This is a genomic window from Microbulbifer taiwanensis (assembly GCF_014904815.1).
In the GTDB taxonomy this organism is placed as follows: domain Bacteria; phylum Pseudomonadota; class Gammaproteobacteria; order Pseudomonadales; family Cellvibrionaceae; genus Microbulbifer; species Microbulbifer taiwanensis.
Genome location: NZ_JACZFR010000021.1, coordinates 35,200 through 60,332, shown reverse-complemented (window position 1 = coordinate 60,332; position 25,133 = coordinate 35,200). Strand labels below are relative to the sequence as shown.

At 60.8% G+C, this 25,133-nt stretch carries 23 protein-coding genes and 2 tRNA genes; 19 read left to right on the top strand and 6 right to left on the bottom strand.

The window, feature by feature from the left end; all coding sequences use genetic code 11:
- Nucleotides 1–10 precede the first annotated feature (10 nt).
- From queE to nadA, 5 genes are all read left to right on the top strand, one after another.
- Nucleotides 11–691 carry a 7-carboxy-7-deazaguanine synthase QueE gene (gene queE / locus IG627_RS07195; RefSeq protein WP_193191668.1) on the top strand — a complete coding sequence of 227 codons (681 nt, stop codon included), beginning with the start codon at nt 11–13 and terminating at the stop codon, nt 689–691.
- An 86-nt stretch (nt 692–777) separates the two neighbouring features.
- Entirely contained in the window at nt 778–1,455 is a 678-nt protein-coding gene (queC, locus tag IG627_RS07190; protein ID WP_193191666.1) for a 7-cyano-7-deazaguanine synthase QueC, read from the top strand.
- Between the two features lie 129 nt (nt 1,456–1,584).
- A tRNA-Lys gene (locus tag IG627_RS07185) sits at nt 1,585–1,660 on the top strand.
- Nucleotides 1,661–1,853: 193 nt separating this feature from the next.
- A tRNA-Lys gene (locus IG627_RS07180) sits at nt 1,854–1,929 on the top strand.
- A gap of 167 nt (nt 1,930–2,096) precedes the next feature.
- On the top strand, nt 2,097–3,155 hold the full coding sequence (nadA, locus tag IG627_RS07175; RefSeq protein ID WP_193191657.1) for a quinolinate synthase NadA: 1,059 nt from the start codon (nt 2,097–2,099) through the stop codon (nt 3,153–3,155).
- 175 nt (nt 3,156–3,330) lie between these two features.
- Here nadA and IG627_RS07170 read toward each other — a convergent pair whose 3' ends face one another.
- The gene (locus IG627_RS07170) at nt 3,331–4,839 is read right to left on the bottom strand and encodes a M48 family metalloprotease (RefSeq protein ID WP_193191655.1); all 1,509 of its coding nucleotides are present in this window, start codon (nt 4,837–4,839) and stop codon (nt 3,331–3,333) included.
- Nucleotides 4,840–5,073: 234 nt separating this feature from the next.
- On the opposite strand from IG627_RS07170, the gene IG627_RS07165 reads away from it, so the two are divergent.
- From IG627_RS07165 to rrtA, 7 genes are all read left to right on the top strand, one after another.
- Entirely contained in the window at nt 5,074–5,349 is a 276-nt protein-coding gene (locus IG627_RS07165) for a sulfurtransferase TusA family protein (RefSeq protein WP_193191654.1), read from the top strand.
- 17 nt (nt 5,350–5,366) lie between these two features.
- Complete coding sequence (locus IG627_RS07160) at nt 5,367–6,464, top strand: AI-2E family transporter (RefSeq protein ID WP_193191652.1); 1,098 nt, start codon at nt 5,367–5,369, stop codon at nt 6,462–6,464.
- A 92-nt stretch (nt 6,465–6,556) separates the two neighbouring features.
- On the top strand, nt 6,557–7,660 hold the full coding sequence (locus IG627_RS07155) for a phosphoribosylaminoimidazolesuccinocarboxamide synthase (protein WP_193191650.1): 1,104 nt from the start codon (nt 6,557–6,559) through the stop codon (nt 7,658–7,660).
- A 178-nt stretch (nt 7,661–7,838) separates the two neighbouring features.
- A complete protein-coding gene (locus IG627_RS07150) occupies nt 7,839–10,166 on the top strand; it encodes a marine proteobacterial sortase target protein (RefSeq protein WP_319024519.1) in 2,328 nt (775 codons plus the stop codon).
- The gene (locus IG627_RS07145; protein WP_193191648.1) at nt 10,166–10,744 is read left to right on the top strand and encodes a class GN sortase; all 579 of its coding nucleotides are present in this window, start codon (nt 10,166–10,168) and stop codon (nt 10,742–10,744) included. Before IG627_RS07150 ends, IG627_RS07145 begins: the two co-directional genes overlap by 1 nt.
- Before the next feature lie 77 nt (nt 10,745–10,821).
- Nucleotides 10,822–11,820 carry a lipid A deacylase LpxR family protein gene (locus tag IG627_RS07140; RefSeq protein WP_193191646.1) on the top strand — a complete coding sequence of 333 codons (999 nt, stop codon included), beginning with the start codon at nt 10,822–10,824 and terminating at the stop codon, nt 11,818–11,820.
- Nucleotides 11,821–11,905: 85 nt separating this feature from the next.
- Nucleotides 11,906–12,526 (top strand): rhombosortase, encoded by a 621-nt coding sequence (gene rrtA, locus IG627_RS07135; RefSeq protein ID WP_193191644.1) that lies wholly within the window; start codon nt 11,906–11,908, stop codon nt 12,524–12,526.
- 225 nt (nt 12,527–12,751) lie between these two features.
- On the opposite strand, the gene IG627_RS07130 is transcribed toward rrtA, so the two are convergent.
- The 5 genes from IG627_RS07130 to IG627_RS21255 all read right to left on the bottom strand — a co-directional run bounded on the left by IG627_RS07130 (nt 12,752) and on the right by IG627_RS21255 (nt 17,268).
- Nucleotides 12,752–13,534, bottom strand: a complete 783-nt coding sequence (locus tag IG627_RS07130; protein WP_193191642.1) for an outer membrane protein OmpK — start codon at nt 13,532–13,534, stop codon at nt 12,752–12,754.
- Nucleotides 13,535–13,566: 32 nt separating this feature from the next.
- Complete coding sequence (locus IG627_RS07125; RefSeq protein WP_193191640.1) at nt 13,567–13,791, bottom strand: hypothetical protein; 225 nt, start codon at nt 13,789–13,791, stop codon at nt 13,567–13,569.
- A 100-nt stretch (nt 13,792–13,891) separates the two neighbouring features.
- Nucleotides 13,892–14,680: a transporter gene (locus tag IG627_RS07120; RefSeq protein WP_226864809.1), complete on the bottom strand. Its 789-nt coding sequence runs from the start codon at nt 14,678–14,680 to the stop codon at nt 13,892–13,894.
- A 736-nt stretch (nt 14,681–15,416) separates the two neighbouring features.
- Nucleotides 15,417–16,928: a DUF1254 domain-containing protein gene (locus IG627_RS07115; RefSeq protein ID WP_193191638.1), complete on the bottom strand. Its 1,512-nt coding sequence runs from the start codon at nt 16,926–16,928 to the stop codon at nt 15,417–15,419.
- A gap of 190 nt (nt 16,929–17,118) precedes the next feature.
- Nucleotides 17,119–17,268, bottom strand: coding sequence for a DUF1254 domain-containing protein (locus tag IG627_RS21255; RefSeq protein WP_377483601.1), 150 nt, complete (start codon nt 17,266–17,268; stop codon nt 17,119–17,121).
- A 1,135-nt stretch (nt 17,269–18,403) separates the two neighbouring features.
- Between IG627_RS21255 and aceE the strand changes: the two genes are divergently transcribed.
- From aceE to IG627_RS07075, 7 genes are all read left to right on the top strand, one after another.
- Nucleotides 18,404–21,073 carry a pyruvate dehydrogenase (acetyl-transferring), homodimeric type gene (gene aceE / locus IG627_RS07105; RefSeq protein WP_193191637.1) on the top strand — a complete coding sequence of 890 codons (2,670 nt, stop codon included), beginning with the start codon at nt 18,404–18,406 and terminating at the stop codon, nt 21,071–21,073.
- A gap of 28 nt (nt 21,074–21,101) precedes the next feature.
- Nucleotides 21,102–22,727 carry a dihydrolipoyllysine-residue acetyltransferase gene (gene aceF, locus IG627_RS07100; RefSeq protein ID WP_193191635.1) on the top strand — a complete coding sequence of 542 codons (1,626 nt, stop codon included), beginning with the start codon at nt 21,102–21,104 and terminating at the stop codon, nt 22,725–22,727.
- A gap of 231 nt (nt 22,728–22,958) precedes the next feature.
- Entirely contained in the window at nt 22,959–23,228 is a 270-nt protein-coding gene (locus IG627_RS07095; protein ID WP_226864808.1) for a hypothetical protein, read from the top strand.
- Nucleotides 23,229–23,303: 75 nt separating this feature from the next.
- A complete protein-coding gene (locus tag IG627_RS07090) occupies nt 23,304–23,600 on the top strand; it encodes a hypothetical protein (RefSeq protein WP_193191631.1) in 297 nt (98 codons plus the stop codon).
- The gene (locus tag IG627_RS07085) at nt 23,590–23,901 is read left to right on the top strand and encodes a hypothetical protein (protein ID WP_193191629.1); all 312 of its coding nucleotides are present in this window, start codon (nt 23,590–23,592) and stop codon (nt 23,899–23,901) included. The genes IG627_RS07090 and IG627_RS07085 overlap by 11 nt, the downstream gene beginning before the upstream one ends.
- A gap of 183 nt (nt 23,902–24,084) precedes the next feature.
- A complete protein-coding gene (locus IG627_RS07080; protein ID WP_193191627.1) occupies nt 24,085–24,720 on the top strand; it encodes a carbonic anhydrase in 636 nt (211 codons plus the stop codon).
- 31 nt (nt 24,721–24,751) lie between these two features.
- Nucleotides 24,752–25,072, top strand: a complete 321-nt coding sequence (locus IG627_RS07075) for a hypothetical protein (RefSeq protein WP_226864807.1) — start codon at nt 24,752–24,754, stop codon at nt 25,070–25,072.
- Nucleotides 25,073–25,133: the final 61 nt, after the last annotated feature.

The window sequence follows — 25,133 nt, the reverse complement described above, 5'->3', positions numbered from 1 at the left end:
CCGGGTGAATATGACCGACTTGAATTCAGAGTCACAGCGCTTTCACGGAGAATCGCTGCGTATCAGCGAGATCTTCTATTCCCTGCAGGGTGAGGCGCGGGAGTCCGGGTTGCCGACGGTGTTCGTGCGCCTGACCGGTTGCCCTCTGCGCTGTACCTACTGCGACTCCGAGTACGCCTTCTACGGCGGCGAGCGCATGACGCTGGCTGAAATACTGGAAAAGGTGCAGGGCTTTCCCGCCCGCTATGTCTGTGTGAGCGGCGGCGAGCCACTGGCGCAGCCCAACTGCCTGCCGCTGCTGGCGGCCCTGTGCGACGCCGGCTATTCGGTGTCCCTGGAAACCAGCGGCGCCATGGCGGTGGAGCAGGTGGATGAGCGTGTATCCCGGGTAGTGGATCTGAAAACCCCGGCATCCGGCGAACAGCACCGCAACCGCATGGACAATATCCAGGCCCTGAACCAGCGCGACCAGATCAAGTTCGTTATCTGCGATAGAGCCGACTACGACTGGGCCAGGTTCACCCTGGACCAGTACCGGCTGCCGGAGCGGGTCGGGGAGGTGCTCTTCTCCCCCAGCTACGAGCAGCTGGAGCCGCGGCAGCTGGCGGAGTGGATCCTGGCGGACGGACTGCCGGTGCGCATGCAGATGCAGATGCACAAGCTGCTGTGGGGCGATATTCCCGGCGTTTGACCCCATCCTTACCGCACGCCGCGCGCACCACCAAGGGCTGAATGGTGCGCACGGCGCATCCTACGCAAGTACTGAACAGGTATGTTATGACCACTAAGAAAGCGGTAGTCCTGCTATCCGGGGGCCTGGATTCCACCACGGTGCTGGCCATGGCCCGCGCCGAGGGTTACGAGTGCTACGCACTGGGTTTCGACTACGGCCAGCGCAGCAGCGCCGAGCTGATGGCCGCGCAGCGGGTGGCGGCGGACCTGGATGCGCGGGAACACAAGGCGGTCAAGCTGGACCTGCGCACCATCGGTGGCTCGGCCCTGACTGACGACGGCATCGATGTACCGGAAGAGGATACCGGTGGCATACCGGTGACCTATGTGCCGGCGCGCAACACCGTCTTCCTGTCCATTGCCCTGGGTTGGGCAGAAGTGGTCGGAGCCCGGGATATCTTCGTCGGTGTCAATGCGGTGGACTACTCGGGCTACCCGGACTGCCGCCCTGAATATATCGAGGCCTTCGAGAAGATGGCCAATCTCGCCACCCGCGCCGGTGTCGAGGGCCACAAACTCAGTATCCGCACACCGCTGATGCATATGAGCAAGGCGGACATAGTGCGCCGCGGTACCGAACTGGGTGTGGACTACAGTTTAACTGTGTCCTGTTACCAGGCGCAGCCGAGTGGCGCCGCCTGTGGTCGCTGTGACAGCTGTCGCCTGCGCGCCGCGGGATTTATCGAGGCGGGCCTGGCGGACCCCACGGTCTATGCCGATTGAGGGAGTTGAAGTCGCCAGCTGCAGGAGCAGGTGCTAACTCCTTCAATTCTTTAGATATTTTTGCCGATGGGTATTGTCTTTTTGAAATAGATCCGTAAGATACGCAGCTCCTCAGGTTGAGGCATCTAAGGGTCGTTAGCTCAGTTGGTAGAGCAGTTGGCTTTTAACCAATTGGTCGCTGGTTCGAATCCAGCACGACCCACCATATTGCAAAGGGCTGCCGGCAGGCGGCCCTTTTCATTCGGGCCGTCCATGGCTCGGAACGCCGAACCGCTCACCCTGCGGGAAGCCTTCGGCTGTGCAAAACGGAGTCCCGCCGTTTTGTTGTTGCCTTCCCTTGCGGAAGTGATGCAACTTGCGTTTTTAGCGCGGATCGGTATGATGCGCGCCTCTCTACCGGGTCGTTAGCTCAGTTGGTAGAGCAGTTGGCTTTTAACCAATTGGTCGCTGGTTCGAGTCCAGCACGACCCACCATCTTCCGAAAAGGGCTGCCGCCAGGTGGCCCTTTTTTGTTTTCGATCTGCCGCGCATCGGCAGTTGGCGCCGTGAGAGCCGCACAGCTGACCACATTGAAATGGCATTTCGATGGAAGTGCGGTCGATAGGCTATAATGCGCGCTTTTCCGCTAGTGGTAGTAAGTCATGAGTCAGAAATCCGTTGCCTCAGAGACCCCTGATTCCCGTTCGCTGGTGCAGGCGCACCTGGCGGAGCCCGCCGTGCACCAGTACAGCGAAGAGGAGCTGGAATTGTGGCGCGAGCGTATCAAGCGGCTGCTGAAAGAGCAGAACGCGGTGCTGGTGGCTCACTACTATACCGACCCGCTGATCCAGGCCCTGGCGGAGGAGACCGGCGGCTGTGTATCCGATTCCCTGGAGATGGCCCGCTTCGGCGCCGAGCACCAGGCGGATACCCTGATCGTCGCCGGGGTGAAATTCATGGGCGAGACTGCCAAGATACTGACACCGAACAAGCGCGTGTTGATGCCGACCCTGGAAGCCACCTGCTCCCTGGACCTGGGTTGTCCGCCGGAGGAGTTCGCCGCTTTCTGTGACCAGCACCCGGACCGCACCGTGGTGGTCTACGCGAACACTTCGGCTGCGGTCAAGGCGCGCGCCGACTGGGTGGTGACCTCGAGTATTGCGCTGGATGTGGTGGATTACCTGGATGCCAACGGCGAGAAGATCCTGTGGGCACCCGACAAGCACCTGGGCAGCTATGTACAGCGGGAGACGGGTGCGGACGTGCTGCTGTGGAATGGCGCCTGTATCGTGCACGAGGAGTTCAAGGCCAAGGGCGTGCTGGACCTGAAGGCGCTGTACCCGGATGCAGCGGTGCTGGTGCACCCGGAGTCACCGGCCGCGGTGGTCGAGCTGGCGGACGTGGTTGGCTCCACCTCACAGATTATCAATGCGGCCAAGACCCGTCCGGAAAAGCGCTTTATCGTCGCCACCGACCAGGGCATCTTCTACAAGATGCAGCAGCAGTGCCCGGACAAGGAATTGATCGTCGCCCCCACCGCCGGCGCCGGTGCCACCTGCCGCAGCTGCGCCAACTGCCCCTGGATGGCGATGAATTCGCTGGAGAACCTGTGTGGTGTGCTGGAGCGCGGCGACAATGAAATATTTGTCGATTCAGAACTCGGCAAGCGGGCCATGATGCCGCTGCAGCGCATGCTGGATTTCCGCAAGCCCCTGGACTAGTTGGAATGATGAATGATGAATGCGGAATGCAAATTCCGTGCGCTGTAGGAGCGGCCCATGGCCGCGATCAATCTTTCAGTGAATACAAAGGCGAGAACGCGGCCACGGGGCGTCCTGACGACAGCGGGCCAGATCGCGTATTCCGCATTCCGCACTCATCATTCCGCATTGACCACTAAAGCTCTTTCGCTTTCTCCTGCATCTTGATCACATCTTTCATGCGCTGTTCCAGGATCGCGTGGGTCTGGTAATCGTTCTTGGCCAGGCGCACGCCGTGGCGCAGGTGCTGCAGTGCTTTGTCGAAGACACCGTTCAAGATGTAGTACTCGGCGCGGGCCTCGTGTACGCCGACAATGTCGCCGGCGAGACCGTGGGTCTCCGCCAGCAGATACCAGACCGTCGGGTCTTTCTTGCGCAGGCGGCTGTGCCTGGCGAGGATACGCTCCGCCGCCAGGTAGTTGCCCGCCTTGAAGTGCGCGTTGGCCAGGCCCATGGTCAGGGCGTGGTCACCGGGGTTTTTATTCAGGGCCTTCTGCAGTCGCTCGGTGGCAGTGGTGTAGTCGTGTCGCACCAGGTCGATATCCGCGCGCGCCAGAACGAAGGCGGCCTTGCTGGGTTCCCGGTCCAGCAGTGGCTGCAGGGTTTCCAGGGCCGAATCCGGTTTGCCGGCCGCGGTCTGCGCCAGCACCAGGCCGTAGCGCGCGGCATCCTCGTTGTCGTTGATACCATTCAGCTCTGCGCGGAAGCGCTTGACCGCCTGCTGCGGAGTCGGCTCTGCGGCGACGCGGATACGCGCGCGCATCAGGTGGTAGTCGCGACTGTCGTGCGGTTTGACCGCGGGCATGCGACTGGCGCGCAGCTTGGCGTCGGCGATACGTTTCTCGGTGACCGGGTGGGTGAGCAGGAATTCCGGCGGGCGGCGGTAGTAGCGGGTGGCTTTCAGCATCTGCTCGAACATCTCGCCGGCGGCTTCCGGGTCCCGCCCGGATTTGGCCAGCGTCTCGATACCGACCCTGTCCGCCTCCTGTTCGTTCTTGCGGCTGAAGCGCAATTGGCTGTCCAGTGCCGCGGCCTGGGTGGCGGTCATGGCGGCGATACCGGCGTCGCCACCGGCGGTGGCGGCCAGCACCAGGGCGCCGAGCATACCGGCCAGGGTGGGGATGGTGTTGTTGCGCTGGGCCTCCAGCGAGCGGGCGTAGTGGCGCTGGCTCAGGTGGCCCAGTTCGTGGGCGATGACCGAGGCGAACTGGTCTTCGTTTTCCGCAAACAGGAACAGGCCCGTGTGAATACCCATGATGCCGCCGGGGACGGCAAAGGCGTTCATGGTCTCGTTCTTGACCACTACCACATCGATAGTCTTGTCTTCCAGGGGGCTGAATTCCGACAGCCCCTTGACCGTGTTTTCCACATACTGCTGCAGCAGAGCGTCATTGGAGGTACGCACCTGGCTGCGGAACATGCGCAGCCACATCTGGCCGAGCTCCTTCTCCCGCGCGCGGGATACCAGGCCGCTGCTGCTGTCGCCCAGTTCGGGCAGCTGTATCTGATCGTCGTCCGCTACCGCGGCGATGGGGGCGCCCCCGATCAGCAGGCCCATACCCAGTGCCGCCAGGCCACTGCTGAAGCGCTTTCGCAGGGAACGAAGGGCAGATCGCCGGGGCTGGTTGTTGTGGAGATCGGTCATCGTTGATTACTGCTCGGTCTGCCTCGGGAATCTCATTAGTCCAACTCTATACGCAACCCCGCCGGACTGTCGAGGATTTGACCAGACGGCGGGCGAAAGGTTCTCGCTTTCGCGAACTGTGACCCCTCCGCCAAAAATCGGGCGACTGCGTCGCGGCCATTGTGACGGCGCGGATTCTGGCGCAGTATCCGCGCTATAATCCGCCGCAATCAGCAATTTCTGACCGATGCAGCCATGACAGTACCCGCCACCGATAGCGACTCGAATAGGGCCCCGGACTGGGATGCGGCGGTGACCGTGGACGCACGCGGTCTGTCCTGCCCGCAGCCGCTGCTGGCCATGCGCCGCGCCCGCAGCGCGCATGCCGCCGGCACCCTGCTGCGCGTACTGGCCACAGATGCGGGTTCCTGGCGCGATTTCCACAGCTATGCCGAGCTGAGCGGCAATCCGCTGTTGCGCGCCGAGCGGTGCGGAGATTGTTTCCAATACTGGCTGCGCGCCGGCCAATGAGAGAGAACAGGGAATCTATGCTCGAGATCGTCAAAGGGTGGGTGAACCGCTATTTCAGCCAGGAAGAGGTTGTATTGCTGGTACTGCTGCTGCTGGCGGCACTGCTGGTGCTGGCCACCCTGGGCCAGGTGCTGGCGCCAGTGGTGGCAGCGTTGATCATCGCCTTCCTGATGCAGGGCATGGTGCAGCGGCTCAAGTCGTGGAAGGTGCCCCACTGGCTGGCGGTGAGCCTGGCCTGCCTGGTACTGGTGGGCACCATAGTGGCATTGTTCCTGGTGATACTGCCGATCATCTGGCGCCAGCTGGTGCGCCTGTTCGCCGAGCTGCCGAATATGATCGACAAGGGGCAGGGCCTGCTGCTGCTGTTGCCGGAGCGCTATCCGCGCCTCGTCACGGCGCAACAGATAGATGACATCTTCAATACCCTCGGCAGCGAATTGGGCACGGTGACCCAGACACTGCTGACCTTCTCCCTGACCAACCTGCCGATCCTGGCCGGAATCCTGATCTACGCGGTGGTGGTGCCGATCCTGGTGTTCTTCTTCCTCAAGGACTCCGACAAGCTGATCAACTGGTGCGCCTCCTTCCTGCCGAACCAGAGACCCATGCTGCGGCAGATCTGGCACGAGATGAACGACCAGGTGGCCAACTATGTGCGCGGCAAGGTGATCGAGATCGCTATAGTGGCGGCAGTCAGCTACGCCGCCTTCCTGCTCCTGGGGGTCAACTACGCGCTGCTGCTGGCGGTGGCGGTGGGCCTCAGCGTGCTGATTCCCTATATCGGCGCCGCGGTGGTGACCATCCCGGTGGCCGCCATAGGCCTGTTCCAGTGGGGCTGGAGCAGCGAGTTTTTATACTTGATATTGGCCTACGGCATCATCCAGTTGCTGGACGGCAATGTGCTGGTTCCGCTGCTGTTTTCCGAGGCGGTCAACCTGCACCCGGTGGCCATTATCCTGGCGGTGCTCTTCTTCGGCGGAATCTGGGGGTTCTGGGGTGTCTTCTTTGCGATCCCGCTGGCGACGCTGTTGAAGGCGATCATGAACGCCTGGCCCACCGCCGACCACCAGGCGGAGTGGCAGGCCCGCGAGGCGCTCGGGGATGCCTCTGAGTAGGCGCCATGGCGGCGCGGCCCCTGTCTGCGCCGCCGCGCTTTTTTGCTAAAATCCCGCGCCTTCTTCCCGGTGACTTACCAATAGGAAATCCCATGAGCCTCGCCGACAAAGTACTGGCGGTCAACGACGACTTGCCGATCCGTACCGACAAGCCCATCCACAGCGGCAAGGTCCGCTCCGTCTACTGGCTGACGGAGGCCGACAGTCGCCGCCTGATCGAGGAGAAGGGCTACCCGGTGGCACCGGGCACGCCCCTGGCAGTCATGGTCATCTCCGACCGCATCTCCGCCTTCGACTGCATCTGGAAAGGCGAGGGCGGCATGCGCGGGGTGCCCGGCAAGGGCGCGGCGCTGAATGCCATCTCCAACCACTGGTTCCAGTTGTTCAAGGACAAGGGCCTGGCGGACAGCCATATCCTCGACATTCCGCACCCGCTGGTGTGGATAGTGCAGAAGGCACGCCCGGTAATGATCGAGGCCATCGCCCGGCAGTACATCACCGGCTCCATGTGGCGCTCCTACCAAAAGGGCGAGCGCGACTTCTGCGGCATCGAGATGACCGATGGCCTGCACAAGGACCAGAAACTGCCGGAACTGCTGATCACCCCATCCACCAAGGGTATCCTCAAGGGGGTTCCGGGTGTGCCGGAAGCGGACGATGTAAACATCACCCGCAAAAATATCAAAGACAACTTCGAGGCCTTCAACTTCCGCTCCGAGGGGGATATCGACCGGTATGAGCAGCTGCTCAAGGAGGGTTTCGATGTGATCTCCGCGGCGCTGGAAAAACTCGACCAGATCTTCGTCGACACCAAGTTCGAGTTCGGCTATGTCACCGGCGTCGATGGCGAGGAGAAGCTGATCTATATGGACGAGGTGGGTACACCTGACTCCTCCCGCATCTGGGACGGCGAGCAGTACCGCGCCGGCAGGGTGGTGGAAAACTCCAAAGAGGGATTCCGCCAGGCGTTGCTGCAGTATTTCCCGGACCCGGATATCCTGCTGAACAAGGACCGTATGGAAGAGCGCCAGGCCCTGGCCCGCGACAATGAGTTGCCGGAATCGATGTTGATGGATATTTCCGCCACCTATGTCGGTATTGCCGAGAAGATCACCGGCAGGAAGCTGGAGATCTCCGACAACCCCAAGGCGGAGCTGATCGATGTGTTGCGCAAGGGTTATGGTTTGATCGACTAATGGTTTGATCGCTCGATGCTTTCATAAAAACCGGCGCAAGTGCCGGTTTTTCTGTTTCTGCGGCCGCCGCCAGGATTCGCCACAATTCCCCCTCATTTTTGCCTGATTCCAATCCCTCTTTCGCCGAATTGCCCCTTTTTAATTCCCTGCAGAAAGAAACAGAAATGGAGGGATACAGGTGCACAGGGCAATTTTTTCCGGCCAGCGCATTCCGCGCGAACTCGTGGTACTGCCGACCGAGGAATACTACCGCCGTCGCTATCGCGGCAGCCGGCGCGGTCGCTGGCTGCTGTTTATCGTCACCGCAGTAGCGGTATTCGTTGCCGCCCTGGGGGCAGGGGCGGCGCGCGCAGGGCAGGGCGTAACCCTGAATGAAATAGAAAGTGGCGACCTGCTGTTTAGTGGCGCGCAGCAGGGCGGTTATGTTCCGGCCGTGCATCTGGCCAGCCGTGCGCGCATATCGGTGCGCGGCCTGGTGGCGGAGGTGCTGTTGCAGCAGGAGTTTGCCAACCGCAGCGGCGACTGGCAGGAGGCGGTGTATGTGCTGCCCCTGCCGGAAGACGCCGCCGTCAATGGACTGGAAATCCAGGTTGGCGAGCGCCGTATCGTCGGCAAAGTGCGCGAGCGCGAGGAGGCGGCAAAAATATACAGGGCCGCCCGTGCCGCAGGCAAAAGAGCAGCGCTGCTGGAGCAGCAGCGTCCCAACCTGTTTACCAACAAGGTGGCAAATATAGCCCCCGGCGAAACCGTCCATGTACAGATCCGCTACCTGCAGCCGGTGCACTATGATACCGGTACCTTCAGCCTGCGCCTGCCGACGACACTGACGCCGCGCTATATTCCCGGTGAGGTGCTTGCAGATACAGAGCTGGTTACCGACAGCAGCGGCTGGGCGCTGCCCACCGACCAGGTGCCGGACGCGCACAATATCGCACCCACCATGCAACCAGCCGCCGAGCTGACCGCAATCGGCAGCCACAAAATTTCCATCGAGGTGGAGCTCGATGGCGGGCTGCCGCTGGCGGATATCACCAGTCCCTATCACGATATCGATATTGCGAAGCGGGCGGATGGTCGCTACTCGATCAGGCTGCGCGACGGCGAAGCGGTAATGGACAGGGACTTCGCCCTGCACTGGCGCCCGCGTTCCTCGTCGATGCCACGCGCGGCGCTGTTTACCGAGAGCAGAAAAATTACCGCAGAAGGGGGTGGGCGCGAAGGCACCTATCTGCAGCTGTTACTGCTGCCGCCCGACGCAGGGGACATTGTGCGGCGCCTGCCGCGGGAAGTGGTCTACGTGATCGACACTTCCGGTTCCATGAGCGGCAATTCCATTCGCCAGGCCAAGGAGAGCCTGCAGCTGGCATTGTCGCGCCTGCAACCCAATGACCGCTTTAACGTAATCGAATTCAACAGTGACACCCGCGCCTTTTTCCCGCGCCCGGTTGCGGCGAATAGCGCCAATATCCAGCAGGCCCGCAGCCGGGTGGAGGGGCTGCAGGCGACTGGCGGCACCGAAATGGCACCGGCGCTGCGCCTGGCGCTGAGCCAGCAGATGCCCGGTTCCGATGCCCTGGTGCACCAGGTGGTGTTTATCACCGACGGCGCAGTGGGCAACGAGCGTGCGCTCTTCGAACTGATCCAACAGTCGCTGCGCGACGCGCGCCTGTTTACCGTCGGTATCGGCTCGGCGCCGAACAATCACTTTATGCGCAAGGCGGCGCAATTCGGTCGCGGCTCCACTGTCACCATTGGCGACCTGGGCGAGGTGCAGGAGCGCATGCAGACATTATTTACCAAGCTGGAAAACCCACTGGCGACAGACCTCCAATTGCAGTGGCCACAGGAGCTGCTGGTCGACGCCTACCCGAAAAGAGTCCCCGATCTCTATCGCGGCGAACCGCTGCAGCTGGTGGCGAAAATCCAGGGCGGTGTGCTCGCCGGCGAAGTGCAGCTGCGCGGGCGCCTGGCGGGACAGCAGTTTGTGCACAAGCTGGCGCTGAAAGAGAGCGACGCCGATCAAGGCGCCGGTATCGGCAGCCTCTGGGCGCGCGCCAAGATTGAGGCGCTGCGCGACCAGCAGTTGCAGTCCGGCGAGCAGAGTGACGCCGGCAAAACGCTGCGCGGGCAGATACTGCAGCTGGCGCTGGATCACCAGTTGGCGAGCCCTTACACCAGTTTTGTCGCTGTGGAGGAAAAAGTGGTGCGCCCCGAGGGGGAAAGGCTTTCCAAAAGCCCCGTTCCCAACGCGGTGGCCCGCGGCCAGGTACTGCAGCGCCAGACCTACCCCCGTACCGCGGCCGGTCTCTACACCCAGTTGCTGACCGCCGCGGGTCTGCTCAGCCTGGCCGGGCTGCTGCGCCGCGGCCGCCTGGCAAGGGGGAAAATGCTGCGGCACCTGCGCGATCTGTTGAGAAAAATGCTGCCCCGGCCCACAACGACGGGGCGTTGCGCGCGCGGAGCCGTCGAGCGCGGCCTGGTCGCTAGCCCAGTGAGGACTCGCTGATGTGGCGCACCCTGCTCTTCGCCGCCTGCCTGTCGGCCGGCCTCTGGCAGCTGGGCGGCGCCGCCTGGCTGTTGGCCAAGGCGGAGCTGGCCCAGGTGTTGATCAGCGACGCCTGGGCGGAGCAGTTGCAGAGTGGCAGCGAAGTGAAACCCTGGCCCTGGGCGGATACCTGGCCCGTCGCCAAGCTGCAGCTGTATCGGCAGGAGCCGCTGATAGTCCTGGCCGGCGGCAGCGGCCAGGCGCTGGCTTTCGGACCGGGTCTGCTCGAGACTTCCGGGGCGCCGGGCCAGCCGCGCACCACGGTGATCGCGGCCCATCGCGATACCCATTTCGGCGACCTGGGAGAACTCGAACCCGGTGCACCGATACAGCTGCAGGACAGCCGCGGCCGCTGGCACAGTTACAGGGTCAGCGAAACGCGCGTGGTGGACAGCGGACGCGAACAGCTGCCGATCTTTGCCGTGCCCGGTTTGCTGCTGGTGACCTGTTACCCCTTCGACGCGATAGATGCCGGTGGCCCGCTGCGTTACCTGGTCTATGCCGAATATCTCGGTGTCAGTGAAACGGTGCAGTTGTAGCCTCGGTTGCGGTTGAAATGGCGCAGCTGTTCACGCAATTTTGCGGCACCATCGTACCGTTTGGCTAAGCTCGCTGGGTGAAACTGAAAGTACGAAATGGAATTTCGCGACTGCTCGCTGGCCTGCTTTTCTGGACCGGTGGCTGTCTTCTGCCGGCCTGCGCGGGCTCCCTCGCCGTGAACCTGGAAAACGACTCCTTCGATGGTGCCAGCGATGCCTACTACACCCAGGGTCTGCGGCTGACTTACGCACCGGGCACGGCGGTGTCGTGGCCGAAAAAATTATTGCCTTCTCAATACCAGCCGCGGGAAATCCGGCCGCGCTACTTTCTCGGCCAGGCCATATTCACGCCCTACGAAATCGGCAGAACGGAGCTGTTGGAAGAAGACCGCCCCTACGCCGGCTGGCTCTACCTGGGCGCGGCGCTGCTGTCGGAGCACCTGGTGCCGGAAAGCCGCGTGCAAATTGCCGAGCGCCTGGAAGTGAGCGCCGGTGTCGTCGGCCCCTCGTCGGCGGCGGAAGAGGCGCAGCGCTGGACACACCGGCTGTTCGACACCTATGACGTCAATGGCTGGCACAACCAGTTGCGTGACGAGCCTGCGCTGCTGGTGAGTTATGCCCGCAAGTGGGCGCATATCCGCCCCCTGGGCAGTTCGGGGCTCGACTGGGAAATGTCCACCACCCTGGGTGGCAGCCTGGGCAATGTGAACACCCAGCTGGTTTCCGGTCTCGGCCTGCGCCTGGGGGGCGATCTGTATTCCAGTTTTGGAGTCGGTGCCATGCAACCCGCGACGCTGGCACCGGAATACAGTGTGCGGTCGGGCGATGCCGGCTGGTTCCTGTTTGCGGACTGGCAGCTGCGCTTTGTGCGCCGGGATATTTTCCTGGATGGCAACAGCCTCAAGGAAAGCCACAGTGTGGAAAAGGAGCCCCGGGTGACGGAGTGGCGCTTCGGTGCCGCCTTCGCCACCGGCCGTTACCGCTGGACCCTCTACCACGCGCGGCGCTCGCGGGAATTTGCCGGCCAATACGAGAATGCCACTTTCTCCGGTGTCGGTCTGACGACCTCTTTTTGAGTGCGGCAGCGGTTGCCAGCTGCGCTGTTTTCACTGATAGTTCTCCCTCATTTCTGCAAAAGCCCGAACAGCTGTAATCAGTAAGATGGTGGAAATCCGGAAAGAAATAACCTTCCTGTGCGGTATCCGGGGTCCACTGTTACTGCTGATTGCCAGTGCGCTGTTGCAGTTGTTCTACACCGGGTCCCAGGACTGGGTTTTCTTCGATCGCGCTGCCCTGGGCGAAGGCCAGTGGTGGCGGCTGCTGAGCGGCCACCTGGTGCATACTAACGCTATGCACCTGTTGCTGAACGGCGGTGCCGTGGCGGCACTCTGGCTGCTGCACGGCCAGTTCTACCGGGTGCCCGTCTATCTCGGGCTGGTCGCGCTGCTGTCCCTGGTCATCAGCCTGGGACTGTGGGCCTGGTTTCCGGATGTGGCGCTTTACGGGGGGCTTTCGGGCGTTCTGCACGGGCTCTTCTGCTGGGGCGCCTGTCGCGATATGGCCCAGCGCCGCCTTTCGGGGGCGCTGCTGCTGGCGGGTTGCTGGGGCAAAGTGGCCTGGGAGTTGTTTGCCGGTCCCAGCGCCGCGACCGCCGAGCTGATCGAGGCGGAAGTGGCCGTGTCCAGTCATCTGCTGGGCGCCCTGGCCGGCAGTGCTATTGGACTGATGAGTTGGGTTGCTCAACTGGAGCTGGGAGGTAGGCGTAGAGCCATTTCTCCCTGAGAATTTCTGGTCCTTTCCACAAACGTGACCAGTCCCTCTGGTCTTGTTGGTGAAAGGTTGCCCCAACAAGGAAATTTCAGTGCAATTCTACGTGTTCGTTGGATCGGCCAAAGCCCACTTAAGGCAAGCTGAGTTTCCTGGGACGATACCAAGCGGTGGGCAGCCAGCTGCGTCTGTGAATTTTTGAATCGCTGCGGCGACCGCCGGATGATAGTTCGGGTTTTCCTAGAAGCGCCAGACCACTAGAGCCTGCACGGCACTTTCGTCGACATCCGTGCCCAGCTTGTTGCGCCAGTATTGGTACTCGATACCGATAAACAACTGCTTGGGACTCTTGAACAGCGTCTTGCCCATATCCCAGCGGAACTGGGGCTGGGCGAATACCCAGTTCTTCACATTGCCGAACTCGCTGGTGCGGTTGTGGATATATTCAATGTGACCCTCGATGCTGAAATCCTGCTCGCCGATGCTGAAGGGGAAGGCGCCGTTGAAATCGATCATATAGCTATCGCCTTCTTTCGGCGCGCCGTCGCCATGGCCGATATCCTGGTAGCCGGTGATTTCGGTGTTCAGGAAGGCGTCTCCGGGAATGGCCCAGACGACGTGGAGGCCGGGCAGAAACTTCTCCACATTGGCGTCGGCGGAGTAGTTGAAGCCGGCCACCAGCCCCAGGTCCTCTACGGGGCCGAAGCTCAAGTCGCAGCCGGTAATTTTCCCCAGGCTGAAACTCGGATACCACTCAGCGTAGACGTCGGTATCGTTAAAGCCGTCGCGCTCACCATCATTGATGAAGTCGACAAAGAAAAAATTGTCGCCGTATTTCCAGCCGCTGGCGTGCTGCAGGGTGAGAATGGTGGTGTCAGTAGAGGTGCCGCTAAAGGGATTGTCCAGTCGGCCGTACTGCAGCTGCGCCTCGGTGGCGGACCACTCGGCCGCCAGGGATGGCGCAGCACTGGTCGCCGCCAGGACGATAGTAGAGATGCCGAACAAGCGGCGGGAATTGTTCATGGGACATCCGTGTCCGTTTCGCGAACTGTAATTCAAAGTATCTGCACTATTCGCTCGCAAAACCAGAAAGCGGCGAGGCATCCGATGCCGTAGGCGCTGGAGGTTAGTGCATAGCGATTGATAGGCGCCAGCAACTTGATGTGTCGCGCCAGTGCTGTGGCGGTAAGCACCGCGGCGACAGAGGCCAGTTGCCCCAGTCCTTCTTGTACGCCGTCGGGATTAAAAGCATGCAACTGGTCGAAGGCTGCCAATTTCATTGGCTACTATGGAGAATCTGGTCAGTGTTGCGGAAGAGTATGATGTCGAAACAGGGGGCGCCATCGCAGAATATTGACAGTATCTGTTTGTCAGGTTTTTTTACTTGGGATACATCAATACAAAATTGATGCGGAATCCCCATTTGTGCGGTCCCAGGGGCGGGCTGTCGGCAAAGTAGCGCGGGCCCAGTTGCAGCTGGGCGTGCTGTTGGCCGATCTTGAAAACCTTGGCGACGAGGAAGTCCAGTGGCACCGTCCACTGTTCTGCATCCCAGTCATAGGTGGACTCGGAAGTGAAGGTAAAGGTCCAGGCCGTCGGCGTGGTGTAGGAGAAGAAGGGTTGTATGAACGCCTGGTTGACGTCCGGATCGCTGTCGGGCCCGGCGAAGGACCATATCTGGTTGACCAGGGCGCCATAGGTCCAGTGACCCTGCTGCTTGAGCGCCACAGCGGTGGGCCCCGCCCCCCACTTTTCCGTGCCGAGCAGATCGTCGGTGGTGGTCGGCAGCAGGAACACCGGCCCGGCACCCCAGGTAATACCGTTCGCGGTGGGTTCCTTCGGCGAGAAGAATAGACTCTGGGTGGTGGCGCCGAGGCCAGTCTGGGTGCCGCTGCCCGGGAAGATACTGCGCTGGTTGATCACCGGCAGTATGGTGCGGCTGATCAGGTTCCAGTTGTCGTTGATCGAAATGGGAATGACCGGTTGGATATTCAGTGTGAAGCGCTCGCCGCCTTCTACCGGCCCTACATCATAGTCCCAGTTGCCCTGGAAGGGCACGCTGATCAGGCTGGCAATGGGATTGGCGAGTTTCTTTGCGAGATCCTCGCCGCTCTGAGCAGTGGCCAGCACCGGCACCATCAGCAGGAGTCCAAGAAGCCAGAAGTACATTCGATTTACCTCGCTGGTAATTCGCCGAGCCTGAATCGGGTCGTGTATTGGCGGGCACAGTCTCCAGTGTAAGTGCGTCTTTCGACAGACACCGCACAATTGGCGGCTGCCGCGACTTGTTGCCGTCGTTTCGGCGAGGTAGAGCCGCGATTTTAGCGCACTGGTATTACATCACCTGGAAGTCGGTGCTACCCAGCTTCCATAAACCCGAATTTGGCGGGAAAACTACCGAGGGCGTGTATCTGGCAATTACCTGGCAGAAGACGAACTTCATTCGGAGTCAAAGGAAAAAGTCCCGATCTTTTGGCCGGGCTCTAGCTATTTGTCTCAAGACTCTCTGGAAGTTTTCGGGGGCATGAACGATGCCGAAGATAAGGCGCCGCTTGTCTACCTGATCGGTATTAGCGAAGGTCTTGGTATATGCGAACCTTGGTTCGGAAACTTCTATCCCGGCGTCAACTACAACTTCTAACCAATTTCCCTTCCACAGGGCTGGCTCCAGGGCCTCTTCTTAATTGTCGCGTCGAAAGCTGCGGTTTTTTTTGTTCTGTTCCACCCGTACAAGTAAACCGAAAAATTCGGTTTACTTGTACGGCCGCCGTCATCCATCGTCTTGTATTTCGCCGCTACCAGTATGTCAGGTAGACCCTTGCGAGCTTCCTATTGTTGGACGGACTGCTATTGATGGGACGGCACAGTCAGCCCACTTGTTCCCTAAGCGGTGTTCCGGGGTGCATCACTCTAGCGGCTCAATTTCTCCCGGTCGCCAGGTCTTGTCGATCCACGCCTCTTCCGGGCCGTACATGCGCAGTATCGCGAACCAGCTTTTGCCGGGTATCGTCTGCAGCCAGTTGCCCTTCTTGCCTTGAGGTGGATTGGGCGCGAAATAGATATCGTAGGAACCGTCGGCATTTATATGCATACCCTTTGTCTGGCTGCCAACGGTGGGGAACTGCTGATCGGTCTGCAGCTGGGAGCGGGTCTGGGTGTCGTAGAGGGTCACAGCCCAGAAGTCCTTAACCGGCACGTTGGGTGGCAGGTTCAGGCGATACGTCTTTGAGCCATCCAGTGCGCGCTTTCTGGAATCAGTGCCAATGATGCCATAGTCCGATCCGGCGCCTGCGCGGGTGACCGCCATCGCCGGGGTGACGCCGATAGCGTTATAGTGGAAGAAGGCTGCGGCCAGAACGTTGTAGGCGCCGTTGTAGGTAAAGGTGGTGTTTTTATCCGCGTAGCCCATCAGCCATCCACTGTCCTTCCCATAGATATAATTGCCTTCGTTGCGCGGGTAGAAGGTATTCGCGCGGGCGGTGGCGTTGCCGATAGCGATGGCTTCGGTCAGCAGCTTTTTCATGCGCTCGTCCGGCTTGAATGGCTTGTCCTTGATTATGCCGATGGAGGCATAGAGACCGCGGGTCATCGGGTCCAAGGAGTCGATGGGCTCGTACTGGACCACGGCGTTCAACAGCTCGAAAAAATTGAAATCATTGGCTGGGATGGAATTGGCCCACTTGCCGGAGGCGTTGATGAATTCGGTAACGGCTGGATTTCCGGCTTTTGCCAGCGGGTAGATCTTCAGGTTCTTCTCGATATTCGCCACCGCGGGCTCCAGGCCTTTTGCGATAGAGCTGCGCAGCAGTACCCAGTTGCGGTAAGTGGGGGATTTCAGTACGAAATGGCCTTCCGGCACCTTGCCTGTGTACCCGGGCGGCAGTATCAGGTATTTGCCGCCTTTGCCCTTGTCCTGGCCGGCCGGACCGAAGTTGCCGACGAACTTGAACCAAGCGCTATCTAGTGCACCGAGCATGCCCGACGGCAGTTCGATCACGGTGGGGCCGTCAGTCTTCAGGTCCAGTGTAGTGATCGCATAGAGGGTCGATGTATTGCCGGTTAGCGCCAAGGTGGTGGAATCCATCAGCTGCTTCCAAATCTGGATTTTGTTGGCGCTGTCGGCACCGATGGTTTTCGGTCCCTCGTAAAGGGCGTATGCGGAAGCGGCCGGCAGGCCGGCGAGAAAGGCTTCAACGCCGTGCATGCGGTCCAGGTTGTCGTACAGGATTTGCACTGTCTGCTGGTTGGGAACGCCGTCGAAGAACTGAAGGGTGCCGATGTTGGTCACCACCTTGTCTGGCGTCATGATCGACGCCGGAGTCTCCGTGATCATCTTGTATTTGGGGGAATTGGCCGAAGCAGTTGTGGCCGTGAAGAGAACCGCAAGGGCGACTGTGCAGGGTGCTATTGATTTCATGAATGTTTCCTAGAAAGTATGGCGGTGGTGTCGATGAACGCCGACCCGTTGCTCTCGGGACAAATACTGATTAAGGCGGACATTTGTCTCTTCCCGAATCGGCTAACTTGATCTCCGGCAGCTCCCAGATGCCTTTGCCGACAGGGAGGAGTGCAGGCGTTTCGGTCTTGGATCGGTTCATATGCCGTACCTAGTTATAGCGGCCCATTTCCATCCTGAGTGCGGTTAGAACGATGGGTTCGGCGTAAAGGTTGAGCTTGGCGAAGGAGTTGGGTATGTCACTGTTGGGGGTGACGATGACCGTGTCCTTTGAAGTGAAGGCTTTGTGCTCGTTCTTGATTTAGTTGAAGGGCCCTAGGGTGGGCCTACTGTAGATATTGCCCGCTTCGGCGATCTTCGTGGTTTCGTCGACACTGGCCAATCGTCGGCCCCATCAGGCCGGGCGATGGCGGCCAGCAAGGCACCTGCCACAGCGAGGCAGAAAAAACGGAGCAGATTTAACAAGAATTTTGTCCTCTGTTGGAATTGGTTCCCCTCCGCTGCTTGCGGGGCCCGACAGAGCAGAGCCTTCCGGCAGTCAAGCTGCTGTTTGTTCCATAGTGTGTAGGAAAAGCGGGGAATGGGCCGCCGGCGCCATCTAGCAGCGATTCTTCGGTGTAGTCGCGGGACCTGGCGCACAACAGTTTGAAGATAGCTAAAGCCTGAGGAGGTGGATGCGTCCAAGCGAAGCGGAAAATCTGGCCGGCCGGTGCGGTCTGGGCTGAGCCTCCTTGCGGCCAGCTTCCCAGAGCCTGGAGGGGTCTGTGCAGCCCCTAAAGATTCGTCGCCAGATCCGACTCCCATGCTTGGGGATATAGCGGAGGGATGGTGCAGGTAGCGGTTACGGGAGTCACACTGTCGCCAGCGAAGCTCGCCCTCCTGCCCCAGTGCGCTGGATATCGGTGACTGGCCCGAGTGGATATGTTTGTGACCAAAGTGCCAATTCTGGACTCGATTTTGTAATTCAATTTTCGCGATACTCCGCAATATCTTCCGTTTATATTGCGTATTGGCAAATAATTGTTTTGCAGATTGGTTTTAATTGTTACTAATCATCCTATCTGGAAAAAGTTTTGTAGTAATACTACAATCGCTCCGCTTAAAAGCTCGGGATGGCCAAATGACCGTCGACACAGGGTCGGGTCGCCCCGGGCAGATTCACAGCCAAAATGACTGAAACACGGCAGCAGCCAGGCGCCGGGTCCCCTCTCCGTCACGCAGAAGTGAGCAATCGCAAACTTTGCATTTCCGCCAGCGATGGTGGTGAATTGGCGGTTTTGCTGAAAAAAGGAAGCAATTTTCTGCCTGCGCTGTACTTTGCCCGATTGCAAAAATTACTAGATACGGCGAAGGGGAAGGAGTCTCTTTCGAGCCGTCAATAATCTTAAAGACGCTACCGACTCGACGTCGCATAATTCGCCGAGGAGCATTAATTGATGCAAGACGAAACCGATATCCAGGAAACGCAGGAGTGGCTGGACGCGCTGCAGGCGGTGATCCGCTACAGCGGCAAAGAGCGCGCTGCCTTCCTGCTGAAGCAGCTGTCCGACCGCGCCACCAACATTGGCGTGCAGCTGCCCGCGGCCATCACCACCCCCTACCGCAACACCATTCCGCCTGAGGCGGAAAAGCGTATGCCCGGGGACCTGTTTATGGAGCGCCGTATCCGCTCCCTGATCCGCTGGAATGCGCTGGCCATGGTGGTTCGCGCCAATTCCAACAGCGACAGCCTCGGCGGCCATATCGCCAGCTTCTCCTCCGCGGCGACCCTGTACGATGTGGGCTTCAACTATTTCTTCCGCGGCAACGAGGGGGAAGAGCGCGGTGACCTGATCTTCTTCCAGGGCCACAGTGCGCCGGGCATCTACGCCCGCTCCTACCTGGAGGGCCGTTTCGACGAGGACCAGTTGGACAACTTCCGCCGCGAAGTGAACGGCAAGGGCCTGTCCTCCTATCCGCACCCCTGGCTGATGCCGGACTACTGGCAGTTCCCCACCGTATCCATGGGCCTGGGCCCGATCCAGGCCATCTACCAGGCGCACATCATGCGCTACCTGTCCGCCCGCGGCCTGTCTCCGCGCGGCGATCGCAAGGTGTGGGCCTTCCTCGGCGACGGCGAGTGTGACGAGCCGGAAACCCTGGGCGCCATCTCCATGGCGGGTCGCGAGAACCTGGAAAACCTGGTGTTCGTGGTCAACTGTAACCTGCAGCGCCTGGATGGCCCGGTGCGCGGCAACGGTAAAATCGTTCAGGAGCTGGAAGGTGTCTTCCGCGGTGCCGGCTGGAATGTGGTCAAGGTCCTGTGGGGCCGCCTGTGGGACCCGCTGCTGGAGAAGGACGACAAGGGCCTGCTGCAGAAAGTCATGGACGAAGTGGTCGATGGCGAGATGCAGAACTTCAAGGCCAACGGCGGCGCCTATACCCGCGAGCACTTCTTCGGCAAGTACCCGGAGCTGCTGGAGATGGTCAAGGACCTCTCCGACGATGAGATCATGAAGCTGAACCGCGGCGGCCACGACCCCTACAAGGTCTATGCGGCCTACGCCGAAGCCATGGCGAGCAAGGGCAAGCCCACCGTGATACTGGCGCAGACCGTTAAAGGTTACGGCCTGGGTGCCGCCGGTGAAGCGGCCATGGACACCCACAACGTCAAGAAGATGGACGTCGAAGCGCTGAAGCGCTTCCGCGACCGCTTCGCCATCCCGATTACCGACAAGGAAATCGAGGAGATCCCCTATTACCGCCCGGCGCCGGATAGCCCGGAAATGAAATACATGGCCGAGCGCCGCAAGGCCCTGGGTGGCCCGGTACCATCCCGCAGTACCGAAGTGGCCAAGCTGGAAATCCCGGAGCTGGACGCCTTCAGCGCCCTGACCAAGGGCTCCGGCGACCGCGAAATCTCCACCACCATGGCCTTCGTGCGCGCACTGTCCGTGCTGGTGAAAGACAAGAAGATGGGCAAGAACGTCGCGCCGATAGTGCCGGACGAAGCCCGTACCTTCGGTATGGAAGGCCTGTTCCGCCAGTTGGGTATCTACTCCTCCCAGGGGCAGAAATACACCCCGGTCGATCACGGCCAGATCATGTATTACAAGGAAGACAAGAAGGGTCAGGTGCTGGAAGAGGGCATCAACGAGGCCGGCGCCATGTCCGCATGGATGGCCCTGGCCACTGCCTACAGCAACCACGGCGTGCCGATGGTGCCTTTCTATATCTATTACTCGATGTTCGGCTTCCAGCGCATCGGCGACCTGGCCTGGGCCGCGGGCGACATGCAGGCGCGCGGCTTCCTGGTGGGCGCCACCGCCGGCCGCACCACGCTGAACGGCGAGGGCCTGCAGCACCAGGACGGCCACAGCCACGTGCTGTCCGCCACCATCCCCAACTGCAAGAGCTACGACCCGGCCTACGGCTATGACCTGGCGGTAATCATGCGCCACGGCCTGAAGGAGATGTACGAAGAGCAGCAGAATCTCTTTTACTACGTCACCATCGAGAACGAAAACTACCTGCAGCCGGAAATGCCACAGGGTGTCGAGGAAGGCATCATCCGCGGTATCTACAAGCTGGATGGCAACTCCCGCAAGAAAGGCAAGGGCAAGGCGGCCAAGAAGCATGTACAACTGGTGGGCGCCGGTTCCATCCTGCGCGAAGTGCTGGCCGCCGCGGACATTCTCGCCGACCAGTTCGGTGTGACCTCCGACGTGTGGAACCTGACCTCCGCGACCGAAGCGGCCCGCGAAGGCCAGGACGTGGCGCGCTGGAATATGCTGCACCCCACCGAGGATGCGCGCAAATCCTGGATCAGCGAGCAGTTCGAGGGCAACGAGACGCCGGTGGTCATCTCCACCGACTATATCCGTGCCTACGTCGAACCCCTGCGCGAGTTTATCGACGGTGACCTGATTGCGCTCGGCACCGACGGCTTCGGCCGCTCCGACAGCCGCGAGCAGCTGCGTCGTTTCTTCGAGGTGAACCGCAACTACGTGACCATCGCGGCCCTGACCGGCCTGGCGAAGCAGGGCGTGATCGAGTTCAGTGAGGTGGCGGAAGCCATCAAGAAGCTGAATATTGATCCGGAAAAAGTCAATCCGCGCCTGGTTTAAGGCTCGCTGAAAAAAGAAGGCAAACAACATGGCAAAACAAGTCATTAAAGTGCCTGATCTCGGCGGCGCCGATCAGGTAGATGTCATTGAAATTGCAGTTGCCGTGGGCGACACGGTGGCGGAAGAGGATGCGCTGATTGTGGTGGAGGGCGACAAGGCCTCCATGGATGTGCCGGCGCCGATGGCCGGCAAGATCCTGAGTCTCTCGGTCAAGGAGGGGGACAAGGTCTCCGAAGGCGATGTGATCGGCGAAATTGAGGTGGTGGGTGAAGCCGCCGCTGACAGCGCGGAAGAGGCCGCTGAAGAGTCGAAGCAGGAGCCAGCTGCGGAAGCCGCCCCCGTTGCGGAAGAGGCCGCACCGGCGCCCGCGCCGGCAGGCGAAGCGGTGGAGCAGGAAATCAAGGTGCCCGATCTCGGCGGCGCCGATGCGGTGGACGTGATCGAGATCACCGTAGCCGCCGGCGACGAAGTGGGGGAGGGCGACTCCCTGATCGTCGTGGAGGGCGACAAGGCCTCCATGGATGTCCCCTCTCCGGCGGCGGGCACCATAGTGTCCATCTCTGTAAAAGAGGGCGACAAGGTCTCCACCGGCGACGTGATCGGCGTGATCAAGGCCCAGGCCGAGGGCGGCGCTGCGGCGCCGGAACCTGCTGCACCTGCTCCTGCGCCAGCTCCGGCACCAGCAGCGCAGGCGCCATCGGCGGCCCCGAAACGGGACCATCAGCTGGAGCGCGACCTGACCGTCTCCGCGGAAGTCTACGCCGGCCCCGCGGTGCGCAAGTTGGCGCGCGAACTGGGCGTAACCCTGAACAAGGTCAAGGCCACAGGCCCGCGCAACCGCGTCACCAAGGACGACCTGCACGCCTATATCAAGGAGCAGGTGCAGAAGGCCGAGAGCGGCGCGGTGGGTGTCGGTGCCGGCCTGCCGCCGATGCCGGAGATCGATTTCAGCCAGTTCGGCCCGGTCAACGTGGAGCCGATGAGCAAGATCCACAAGATCACTGCGGCCAATATGTCCCGCAACTGGCTCAATGTGCCCCACGTGACCCAGTTTGACGATGCGGACATCACCGAACTGGAGGATTTCCGCAAGTCCATGAAGGCGGAGGCGGAAAAGCGTGGTGTGAGACTCACGCCGGTGCCCTTCCTGCTCAAGGCCGCCGCCGCGGCCCTGCGCGCCGAGCCCAGCTTCAATGTGTCACTGCACAATGACGGTGAGCAGATAGTGCGCAAGGACTATGTGCATATCGGCATGGCGGTGGACACACCCAAGGGCCTGATGGTGCCGGTGATTCGCGACGTGGACAAAAAGGGCCTCTACGAGTTGGCGGAAGAAGCCACTGAAATGGCCCTCGCTGCCCGCGATGGCAAGCTGAAGCCCAGGGATATGCAGGGCGCCTGCTTCACCATTTCCAGCCTCGGCGCCATCGGCGGCACCGGCTTTACGCCGATCGTCAATGCGCCGGAAGTGGGTATCCTCGGCGTATCCAAACTGTCGGTACAGCCGGTGTGGAATGGTAAGGAGTTCGTGCCGCGGCAGATGTTGCCCCTGGCGCTGTCCTACGACCACCGCGCGGTCAACGGCGGCGACGCCGGACGCTTTATGACCTACCTGGTCAATGTTCTCGGCGACGTGCGCCGACTGCTGCTGTAACAGGCGCCAGACACGTCTCTGTAGGAGCGGTGGGGCGGCCATCCGCCGATGGCCGCGATCGATGTTCGGAATTGCTTCCACCATTGATCGCGGCCATGGGCCGGACCGCTACCGACCACTCGTCGAATTCCGCGCATATTTCCCCGCCTGCGCCCAAGCCGAATCCCCCGCCAGCTAAACTCAAAATGTATAACGTACAGGCGCGACTCTGAAAGCGAGAGGTATTCGGAAATGAAGCGCATAGGGATATTCGCTCTACCAGTGGCGGCGGCACTGGCAATGCAAGGTTGCATTTTTCTCCCGATCGAGGAAAACGACAGGGATGACCCCTTCTTTTTCAATCTCGACGACTCCAGCCGAAGGGCCGACTTTGTCGAAGTCGGTAATTACCAGCCCAATTCACAATTGCCGCCCTCTGCCAGTCGGCACTGCTCGGTGGATGCGGAAATGGGCAAGGTGGGTTCCGCCTGCTGGTTCTTCCCGGTGATGCGGGTTTACTAGCAGGCTCCGCTTGGACCACTGGCGCACCGAGAGACTGTTTGGTGCGCGTGGCGCACCCTACGGAGGAATATCCCTATGCCAACACGAGCGATACTTCTTTCCTCGATTCTCACACTGTTGCTTCTGGCCGGCTGTGGCGTCGCCGATACCCGTGACAACGTGGTCTACCCCTACAGCCCTCCGGTACCGCGGGCGGCCGAATACCGGGCCCCGGCGGAGCACCGTGCACCCGCGCAGCCGGCTGCCCAGAAGACAAACTACTCCGGTTGTCCCGGCGATGCCGAAGAGCTGGCAGAGGGTTCCATCTGCCCAGCCTCAGCCCAGTGTTTCGAAATTTCCGGTGGTCGTCGGTGTATCGTCTATGAAAAATAATCATCTCCCCGCGCTCGCGGTGGCGGTGCTGCTCAGTGGTTGTGCCGGTTTCGACGGCTTCTGGGATGACCTGCGCGGTACGCCCCAGGTCTACACCCACCGTGCGGTATCGATAGCGGAAATGCCGGCGTTTCCGCGCCATTGCCTCGCGGAAGATATGCCCATGGCCGGCCTGGGGCAGTGTATCGAGCGGGGAGTTCACTGCTACCAGCTGGATACCGGCGACTGGTGCGCAGGGCCCTACTCGCCCTTTGCACTGGAACCCACTTACGGTATGCACGCAACGGGCTGGTCGAAGTAAGCTCGACCAGCCCGGGATTCTACCGGCGGGCCCTGCCTGCCGGACACCCGCTTTTCGGCCCAGCGCATCCTTCCCGCATCATTTCTGCTATCGCAGTGCCCTGCCGGCACTGCCTTCGATCCAGCGCGGAAATCCGTTATCCTTGCCCTCATTTACCTATCGACCATCTATGGGGGTGTGGAAATGATATCTGCGGCAGAAGCACTGCGTCGTCTGCAAGAGGGCAATCGCCGGTTTGTGGCGGGTCAACAGGAGTTGAGCACCGGCGTGGATGAAAGTAAACGCCGGGAGCTGGTGGAAGGCCAGGCGCCCTTTGCGATTATTCTCGGCTGCTCCGATTCGCGGGTGCCGGCGGAACTGGTTTTCGACCAGGGTCTGGGGGATCTATTCGTAATTCGCGTGGCCGGCAATGTGGTGGCGCCGTCGCAGATCGGCAGCATCGAGTTTGCCGCCGAGTGCTTCGGTACGCCGCTGGTCGTGGTACTGGGTCACTCCAACTGCGGTGCCATACAGGCGACCCTGTCAGAGCTGGAGCGGCCCCAGGAAAACCGTTCGCCGAACCTGCGTTCGATCGTCGACCGCATTCGGCCATCGGTGGAGCCACTGCTGGAATCTGTCTCAGAAGAAGATGCAAAGACATTGGCAGCGCGGGCCGGACGCGCCAATATCCGCGCATCCGCGAACCAACTGCGGCACGGCTCTCAGATTCTGGAGCAGCTGGTGGGCAAGGGCGAGCTGCTGATTGTCGGCGCCGAGTACTCGCTGGAAAGCGGCAAGGTGGATTTCTTCGAAGGTATGCCGGATGGAAGTGCAGGATAAGGGCGGGAAAACGAGTTGGATCTATGGCGTCTTGATCGCAATTGACCAGCTGGGCAACGCCATCGCCGGCGGCAACCCGGATGCGACCATATCGGCACGCACCGGCTATTTCGCCCGGGTGGTTGAAACGCCTTTCCGGCCCTACTGGAAGCTGATGGAAAAGGTCATCAATTTTACCTTCAGGCCCATCGATGGCTCGGACCACTGTTACGAGGCCTACCTGGCTGACAGGGATGAGAAGAACGAAGAGGGTAGTGATCTGATGCGCGGTCTGCTGGGCATCATCGTTATCAGTACCTGTATTCCCCTGTCCGTCATCACCCGTTTGTATGCGCTGGTGTTTCCCCGCTAGTCGAAGATTGGGAAATCCCTTTCCGGCGTAGGGTGCGCCGTGCGCACCATCCATGATGGGT

Excerpts from the sequence above, each read along its gene's own strand:
- queE (WP_193191668.1), top strand. The coding sequence starts at position 11 with ATGACCGACTTGAATTCAGAGTCACAGCGCTTTCACGGAGAATCGCTG.
- queC (WP_193191666.1), top strand. The coding sequence starts at position 778 with ATGACCACTAAGAAAGCGGTAGTCCTGCTATCCGGGGGCCTGGATTCC.
- nadA (WP_193191657.1), top strand. The coding sequence starts at position 2,097 with ATGAGTCAGAAATCCGTTGCCTCAGAGACCCCTGATTCCCGTTCGCTG.
- IG627_RS07170 (WP_193191655.1), bottom strand. The coding sequence starts at position 4,839 with ATGACCGATCTCCACAACAACCAGCCCCGGCGATCTGCCCTTCGTTCC.
- IG627_RS07165 (WP_193191654.1), top strand. The coding sequence starts at position 5,074 with ATGACAGTACCCGCCACCGATAGCGACTCGAATAGGGCCCCGGACTGG.
- IG627_RS07160 (WP_193191652.1), top strand. The coding sequence starts at position 5,367 with ATGCTCGAGATCGTCAAAGGGTGGGTGAACCGCTATTTCAGCCAGGAA.
- IG627_RS07155 (WP_193191650.1), top strand. The coding sequence starts at position 6,557 with ATGAGCCTCGCCGACAAAGTACTGGCGGTCAACGACGACTTGCCGATC.
- IG627_RS07145 (WP_193191648.1), top strand. The coding sequence starts at position 10,166 with ATGTGGCGCACCCTGCTCTTCGCCGCCTGCCTGTCGGCCGGCCTCTGG.
- rrtA (WP_193191644.1), top strand. The coding sequence starts at position 11,906 with ATGGTGGAAATCCGGAAAGAAATAACCTTCCTGTGCGGTATCCGGGGT.
- IG627_RS07130 (WP_193191642.1), bottom strand. The coding sequence starts at position 13,534 with ATGAACAATTCCCGCCGCTTGTTCGGCATCTCTACTATCGTCCTGGCG.
- IG627_RS07125 (WP_193191640.1), bottom strand. The coding sequence starts at position 13,791 with ATGAAATTGGCAGCCTTCGACCAGTTGCATGCTTTTAATCCCGACGGC.
- IG627_RS07120 (WP_226864809.1), bottom strand. The coding sequence starts at position 14,680 with ATGTACTTCTGGCTTCTTGGACTCCTGCTGATGGTGCCGGTGCTGGCC.
- IG627_RS07115 (WP_193191638.1), bottom strand. The coding sequence starts at position 16,928 with ATGAAATCAATAGCACCCTGCACAGTCGCCCTTGCGGTTCTCTTCACG.
- aceE (WP_193191637.1), top strand. The coding sequence starts at position 18,404 with ATGCAAGACGAAACCGATATCCAGGAAACGCAGGAGTGGCTGGACGCG.
- aceF (WP_193191635.1), top strand. The coding sequence starts at position 21,102 with ATGGCAAAACAAGTCATTAAAGTGCCTGATCTCGGCGGCGCCGATCAG.
- IG627_RS07095 (WP_226864808.1), top strand. The coding sequence starts at position 22,959 with ATGAAGCGCATAGGGATATTCGCTCTACCAGTGGCGGCGGCACTGGCA.
- IG627_RS07090 (WP_193191631.1), top strand. The coding sequence starts at position 23,304 with ATGCCAACACGAGCGATACTTCTTTCCTCGATTCTCACACTGTTGCTT.
- IG627_RS07085 (WP_193191629.1), top strand. The coding sequence starts at position 23,590 with ATGAAAAATAATCATCTCCCCGCGCTCGCGGTGGCGGTGCTGCTCAGT.
- IG627_RS07080 (WP_193191627.1), top strand. The coding sequence starts at position 24,085 with ATGATATCTGCGGCAGAAGCACTGCGTCGTCTGCAAGAGGGCAATCGC.